This is a genomic window from Aeromonas sp. ZOR0002, from assembly GCF_963866995.1.
Classification (GTDB): Bacteria; Pseudomonadota; Gammaproteobacteria; order Enterobacterales; family Aeromonadaceae; genus Aeromonas; species Aeromonas caviae.
In genome coordinates, this window is record NZ_CAWMFQ010000380.1 from 1 (window position 1) to 6609 (window position 6609).

7 protein-coding genes are annotated in these 6609 nt (G+C 60.5%); 4 read left to right on the forward strand and 3 right to left on the reverse strand.

The window, feature by feature from the left end; all coding sequences use genetic code 11:
• Positions 1-985, reverse strand: a 985-nt coding sequence (locus AACR77_RS20575) for a methyl-accepting chemotaxis protein (RefSeq protein WP_042881441.1), incomplete at its 3' end; no start/stop codon positions are given.
• A gap of 85 nt (positions 986-1070) precedes the next feature.
• On the opposite strand from AACR77_RS20575, the gene AACR77_RS20580 reads away from it, so the two are divergent.
• On the forward strand, positions 1071-1343 hold the full coding sequence (locus tag AACR77_RS20580; protein ID WP_042017631.1) for an acylphosphatase: 273 nt from the start codon (positions 1071-1073) through the stop codon (positions 1341-1343).
• A 94-nt stretch (positions 1344-1437) separates the two neighbouring features.
• Here AACR77_RS20580 and AACR77_RS20585 read toward each other — a convergent pair whose 3' ends face one another.
• The gene (locus tag AACR77_RS20585) at positions 1438-2073 is read right to left on the reverse strand and encodes a glutathione S-transferase family protein (RefSeq protein WP_042881443.1); all 636 of its coding nucleotides are present in this window, start codon (positions 2071-2073) and stop codon (positions 1438-1440) included.
• A gap of 195 nt (positions 2074-2268) precedes the next feature.
• A complete protein-coding gene (gene metG / locus AACR77_RS20590) occupies positions 2269-4302 on the reverse strand; it encodes a methionine--tRNA ligase (protein ID WP_042881445.1) in 2034 nt (677 codons plus the stop codon).
• Positions 4303-4487: 185 nt separating this feature from the next.
• On the opposite strand from metG, the gene apbC reads away from it, so the two are divergent.
• The 3 genes from apbC to AACR77_RS20605 all read left to right on the forward strand — a co-directional run.
• On the forward strand, positions 4488-5570 hold the full coding sequence (apbC, locus tag AACR77_RS20595; RefSeq protein ID WP_042881447.1) for an iron-sulfur cluster carrier protein ApbC: 1083 nt from the start codon (positions 4488-4490) through the stop codon (positions 5568-5570).
• 108 nt (positions 5571-5678) lie between these two features.
• Positions 5679-6323 (forward strand): uridine kinase, encoded by a 645-nt coding sequence (udk, locus tag AACR77_RS20600; RefSeq protein WP_010674731.1) that lies wholly within the window; start codon positions 5679-5681, stop codon positions 6321-6323.
• Positions 6324-6386: 63 nt separating this feature from the next.
• Positions 6387-6609: dCTP deaminase domain-containing protein (locus AACR77_RS20605; protein WP_042881449.1), on the forward strand; the 223-nt coding region annotated here is incomplete at its 3' end.

Below are 6609 nucleotides of genomic sequence, written 5' to 3' on the forward strand. Positions count from 1 at the left end.
TGGCGGCGTTGAGGGCCAGCAGGTTGGTTTGCTGGGAGATGGCGTTGATGACGTTGACCACTTCGTTGATGCGATTGGCGTTGTGAGTCAGCCGCTCGACCGCGCCCGATGCATTGCCAATCTCGTCTGCCAGGGTGCGGATGGCGGTAATGGTACGTGCCACCCGCTGTGCCCCGTGAGTCGCCTCGTCGCTGGACTGGCGGGTTTGCAGCAGGGTGTCATTGGCGTTGCGGGCCACTTCCCGGATGGCGGCGGACATCTGCTCCATGGCGGCGGCCAGGGAGTCCATGTGCTGTCGCTGGGCGCGGGCAAGCTGCTCGCCGTCGCTGGCATGCTCGCGAAATTCGTCTGCGGCCAGGGTAAGGGCATCGGCGGACTCTTCCACCAGTTGCACTATCTTGTGCTGGCGGTCGGTGAAGGTGTCGATGCTGCCCGCCAGAATGGAGAACTCGTCCCGCACCGGGAAGAAGTTGAGCCGGAAGGTGAGATCGCCGTTCGCTACCGTCTGCAATGCCTTGTTGGTGGAGTAGAGCGCCCCCGAGACAAAGGTCATCAGATAGTGGGTGATGAGGGCCAGCAGGGCGGCCAGCACCGCGATGATGGTGAGCGTGGTGCCCTGACCATCCCAGAGGGCGTACTGACTCGTATCCAGGGTGCCGGAGACGACGCCCGCCTGACCTGCGCTGGCGCCATAGCGATAGATGTTCCCCTGCTGGCTAAGGCCGGTGGCCGCGCCAGGCGTGAGTACGAGATCCGCGGGCAGGGTAAGGGTCGGCTGCTGGCTCACCAGCTGGGCCGTGGTCTCGACCCGCCCTTTGAGCTGATCCACTCTGAGCTGCATCGCCTGATCATGGCCGTCGGCCAGCAGATACCAGGTGAGGAAGGCGATGAACACCAGGGGGCACCAGAAGGTGATGAGAAATTTCTCGCTGATCGTGAGGTGAATGAGATAACGGTCAACCCACCGAAACTTTACTTCTTTCATAATGGTATTGCGTCCTGCAAGGGGAAGAGAGTGTCGCGCTCATTATCGCCCCGGGGAAAAATTACTTAAGGGAAAGGTGTGATAAATGGGAGAGCAATCGTTTGTCGTGCGGGTGTGGGGTCAGGTTCAGGGAGTGGGGTTTCGCTACTTCACCCGGGAGCGGGCGCTGCAACTGGGGCTGCGGGGGCATGCCTACAACCTGGAAGATGGCTCGGTGGAAATCCTGATTGCCGGTCCCGAACAGAAGGTACAGATGATGCTGGGCTGGCTTGAGCACGGGCCCCGAACCGCCGAGGTGACCCGAATGGAATATGAGGTGGCGCTACCACCCAAGGGGAGCGGTTTTCACACCAACTGAGGAGGCGGCCCTTGCCAGGCAAGGGTCATCGCCTGCACACAATAACGGGAGCCTTGCGGGCTCCCGTTTGCATTGATGATCTCTTGTCTGCGGGTCAGCCTGCCTGGGCGGCGTCGGCGATGGCCTGGGTCTTGGCGAGCACCGTTTGCAGGGCTGGGCGTTTGGCCAGGCGATCCCGATAGGCGGCGAGTTTGGGGGGAATGCTCTGCTCGAAGCGGGTGGCCCACATCAGGGTATGAGCCAGCAGCAGATCCGCGATGGTGACCTGCTCACCCAGCAGATAACCCTGCTCGGGTACCCAGGATTCGGCGATGGCCGCTGCCTTGTCGAATTCCCACTTGGCGGTGGGGAAGATGGCCGGCAGGCGCTGGGCCTCGGGCAGGGCGAAACGGTGCTTGCCGATGGTCCACAGTGGCTGCTCCAGCTCGCAGGTGATGAAACTGATCCACTGGGCGTGCAGCGCCGAGGCCTGGGTCCCTCTGGCCGGCAGCCAGTTCGGGCCATACACCTCGGCCAGGTACTGCATGATGGCGGCGGACTCGGTCAACACGAACTCCCCGTCCTTGAGCACCGGCATCTTGCCGCTCGGGTTGAGGGTCAAGAACCAGTCGCTGCGGTTCTCGCTCTTGGCGAAGTCGAGAAACTGGAACTGCCATGCCACGTTCAGCTCTTCCAGTAACCAGGATACGCGCAGGGCACGGCTGATGGGGGTGCCGTATAAGGTGATCATGCTTGCTCCTTGCCTGATGAAGGGGGCCATGGACCCGAAGTGAATCGCCAGTCTAGGTAAATTGATCGAGAGCAACAAGCGCCCAAGGGGGGATGAAAAGCACAAAACGGCGCAATCAGCAGGAGAAGAGGAGGAAAGAGAGGAAATAAAAGGGAGGCCAGAAGCCTCCCTCGTTGCTAACGGCTGCGGCAGCGCTTACTTCACGCGCATGCCCGGCTGGGCACCTTCCTGGGGCTCGAGAATCCAGAGATCCTTGCCGCCCGGACCTGCCGCCAGCACCATACCTTCGGACATGCCAAAGCGCATCTTGCGCGGGGCCAGGTTGGCCACCATCACGGTCAGCTTGCCTTCCAGATCTTCCGGGTTGTAGGCGGACTTGATACCGGCAAACACCTGACGAGTTTCGCCACCGATATCCAGTTGCAACTTCAGCAGCTTCTCGGCTTCCGGCACCGCTTCGGCCTTCTTGATCAGCGCCACCCGCAGGTCAATCTTGGCAAAGTCGTCGTAGGTGATGGTCTCGCTGATGGGATCGTCCACCAGGGGGCCTGCCGGTTTCTTGCTCTGCTCCTTGGCGAGATCTTCCTTGGACGCTTCCACCATGGCATCCACCTTGGCGGACTCGATGCGGGAGAAGAGCGCCTTGAAGGGAGCGACGCTGTGGTCGACCAGAGGGGCGGCGATGCCATCCCAGGTCAGGGTTTCGCCAAGGAAGACTTCGGCGCGCTCGGCCAGTTGCGGCATGACGGGCTTCAAGTAGGCCATCAGCACGCGGAACAGGTTGATGCCGACGGAGCAGACGGCTTGCAGCTCGGCATCCGCCCCTTCCTGCTTGGCGATGACCCAGGGAGCCTTGTCGTCCACATAGCGGTTGGCCTTGTCGGCCAGTGCCATGATCTCGCGGATGGCGCGACTGAATTCGCGCGCTTCATAGGCTTCGGCGATGCTGGCGCTGGCGTTGGCAAACTCGGCGTAGAGTGCAGGCTCGGCGCAGGTGGCGGCCAGCTTGCCGTCAAAACGCTTGGCGATAAAGCCGGCGTTGCGAGAGGCCAAGTTGACCAGCTTGTTGACCACGTCGGCGTTGACGCGGGAGACGAAGTCTTCAAGGTTCAAGTCCAGATCGTCGATGCGGCTGTTGAGCTTGGCGGCGTAGTAGTAACGCAGGCACTCCGGATCCAGGTGCTTGAGATAGGTGGACGCCTTGATGAAGGTGCCCTTGGACTTGGACATCTTGGCGCCGTTGACGGTCACATAGCCGTGCACGTTGACCTTGGTCGGCTTGCGGAAGTTCGCGCCTTCCAGCATGGCCGGCCAGAACAGGCAGTGGAAGTAGGCGATGTCCTTGCCGATGAAGTGATAGAGCTCGGCGTCGGAGTCCGCTTTCCAGTAGCTGTCGAAGTCGATGTCGCCGCGCTTGTTGCACAGGTTCTTGAACGACGCCATGTAGCCGATGGGGGCGTCCAGCCAGACATAGAAGTACTTGCCGGGGGCACCGGGAATTTCGAAGCCGAAGTAGGGGGCATCACGGGTGATGTCCCACTGCTGCAGGCCGCTTTCGAACCACTCTTGCATCTTGTTGGCCATCTCTTCCTGGATGGCGCCGGAGCCGCGTACCCAGTCGGCGAGCCAGGCTTCGAACTGAGGCAGGTCGAAGAAGTAGTGCTCGGAGTCCTTCATCACCGGGGTCGCACCGGAGACGGCGGATTTCGGATCAATCAGCTCGGTCGGGCTGTAGGTGGCGCCGCAAGCGTCGCAGTTGTCACCGTACTGATCGGGGGACTTGCACTTGGGGCAGGTGCCCTTGACGAAGCGATCCGGCAGGAACATGGATTTTTCCGGATCGAACAGTTGGGAGATGGTGCGGATCTTGATTTTGCCGGACTCTTTGAGGCGGCCATAGATCACGCCCGCCAGCTCGCGGTTCTCGTCGCTGTGGGTGGAGTGGTAGTTGTCGAAGCTGATGTTGAAACCGGCAAAATCCCCCTGGTGCTCCTGGGAGACGGCGGCAATCATCTCTTCCGGCGAGATCCCCATCTGCTGCGCCTTGAGCATGATGGGCGTACCGTGGGCATCGTCGGCACAGACGAAATGCACCTGATGGCCACGCATTCGCTGATAACGAACCCAGATATCGGCCTGGATGTGTTCCAGCATGTGGCCGAGATGGATGGAGCCGTTGGCATAGGGGAGGGCGCAGGTTACCAGCATTCTACGAGGATCAGTTGCCATAATACGTTCTTTATGTGCCTGTTGGGATGATACAGTGCCGTGCATGTTACCCGAATTGGGGGCGGCCTGCCTAGGGTTGTGGCCCCCGGTGCCCTGACTGGCGGCATCGCGATGACGTCGGCAAGCCACTGATTTATGTGCGGTAACCGTTCACCTCAAGATAAAGACAAGATAATGAGGAGTTAATGGTGATTGATTCAGTAAAACAGATCCTGGCCGAATTTAAGCCGGCAGGATGGGGCAAAGATCTGGTCGCGGCCGGTTTTGTGCGTGCCGTCGAGCGGCACGAGCAGACCTTGGCCATCAGGCTGGTGCTGCCCTTTGCCGGCCAGTCCCTGTTTGAACAGATCAAAGAGGAGTTCGATGCCAGGCTGCGCAGCGCAACCGGTGCGACCCGCATCGACTGGACGGGGGAGATAGACGTGGCCAGCATGCCCCGCGCGCAGCAACTGGCGGCGGTGCAGGGGATCCGCAATATCCTGGTGGTTGCCTCCGGCAAGGGAGGGGTGGGCAAGTCCACTACCGCGGTCAACCTGGCGCTGGCGCTGCAAAAAGAGGGGGCGCGGGTCGCCCTGCTGGATGCGGACATCTATGGCCCCTCCATCCCGACCATGACGGGGACCCTCAAGGAGCGCCCTGTCAGCTTTGATGGCAAGTTGATGGAGCCGGTGATGGCCTGCGGCATCAAGAGCAACAGCATCGGTTATCTGGTGGCCGAGCAGGATGCCACCATCTGGCGCGGTCCCATGGCGAGCAAGGCACTCGGGCAGATCCTGCACGAGACCCGCTGGGGCGAGGTGGACTACCTGGTGGTGGACATGCCCCCGGGCACCGGCGATATCCAGCTGACGCTGGCCCAGCAGGTGCCCACCACGGCGGCGGTGATCGTCACGACGCCCCAGGATGTGGCGCTGGCAGATGCCCGCAAGGGGATCGCCATGTTCAACAAGGTCAATGTGCCTGTGCTTGGCATCGTCGAGAACATGAGTTACCACGTCTGCAGTGCCTGCGGGCATCACGAGCCGTTGTTCGGTACCGGCGGTGGCCAGAAGATGGCGGAGCAGTATCACGTGGCGCTGCTTGGTCAGTTGCCGCTGCATATCGACATTCGCCAGCACATGGATGAAGGCTGCCCCACCGTGTTCGGTGCGCCGGATGGCGAGCTGTCACAGACTTACCTGAAACTGGCTCGCCGGGTAGGGGCCGAGCTCTATTTCAGCGCAAAACCGATTGCGACCCCGCTCTACACGGTGGCGCTGGACGAATAATCGGCGTTCGGCCAAGGGGGACGGATTTGGGGTGGGCATGGCCACCCCTTTTTCATATAATGGATCGGTTTAAACAATCCCCAGTGCTCTTCTCTTTAGGTATTTTCAATGTCTGATACTCAACATTCCTGCGTGATCATCGGTATTGCTGGTGCATCCGCGTCCGGCAAGAGTCTTATCGCCCAAACCATCTATGAAGAGCTGGTGGCCGAGCTGGGAGCGGGTCAGATTGGTGTGATCACCGAGGATTGCTACTACCGTGATCAGACCCACCTGACCATGGAAGAGCGGGTCAAGACCAACTATGACCACCCCAATGCCCTGGATCACGATCTGCTGGTGCAGCATCTGACCCAGCTGACGCAAGGGGAGGCGGTCAACATCCCACAGTACTCCTATACCGAGCACACGCGCATGACCGAGGTCACTACCTTTGCACCGCGCCGTGTCATCATCCTCGAAGGGATACTGCTGTTGACCGACAGCCGCCTGCGCGAACTGATGGACGCCTCCATCTTCATGGATACCCCGCTCGACATCTGTTTGCTGCGCCGTCTGGTGCGCGATGTGCAGGAGCGCGGTCGTACCATGGACTCCGTGCTCAAGCAGTATCAGAAGACTGTGCGTCCCATGTTCATGCAGTTCATCGACCCGTCCAAGCAGTATGCCGACGTGATCGTGCCCCGTGGCGGCAAGAACCGCATCGCCATCGACATGCTCAAGGCGCGTATCCGCCATATGTTGATTGGTTGAGAGAAAACAAGCCGGGTGATGCCCGGCTTTTTTTAATGAATCTTTTGTCAGGAGAGTCGCAGAATGCGTCTTTGTGATACCGATATCGAACGGCACCTGGATGAAGGCAAGATCGTCATCGAGCCGCGGCCCGGTGTTGAGCGGATCAGCGGCGTCAGCGTCGATGTGCTGCTGGGCAACGAGTTTCGGGTGTTTCGCGATCATACCGCGCCTTACATCGACCTTGGCGGTACCAGTGCCGAGATGGCCGATGCCATCGAGCGGGTGATGAGCGAGGAGACTGTGA

What these genes read in the sequence shown, in the direction of transcription:
- AACR77_RS20580 (WP_042017631.1), top strand. Translation starts at nt 1,071, where the DNA reads ATGGGAGAGCAATCGTTTGTCGTGCGGGTGTGGGGTCAGGTTCAGGGA.
- AACR77_RS20585 (WP_042881443.1), bottom strand. Translation starts at nt 2,073, where the DNA reads ATGATCACCTTATACGGCACCCCCATCAGCCGTGCCCTGCGCGTATCC.
- metG (WP_042881445.1), bottom strand. Translation starts at nt 4,302, where the DNA reads ATGGCAACTGATCCTCGTAGAATGCTGGTAACCTGCGCCCTCCCCTAT.
- apbC (WP_042881447.1), top strand. Translation starts at nt 4,488, where the DNA reads ATGGTGATTGATTCAGTAAAACAGATCCTGGCCGAATTTAAGCCGGCA.
- udk (WP_010674731.1), top strand. Translation starts at nt 5,679, where the DNA reads ATGTCTGATACTCAACATTCCTGCGTGATCATCGGTATTGCTGGTGCA.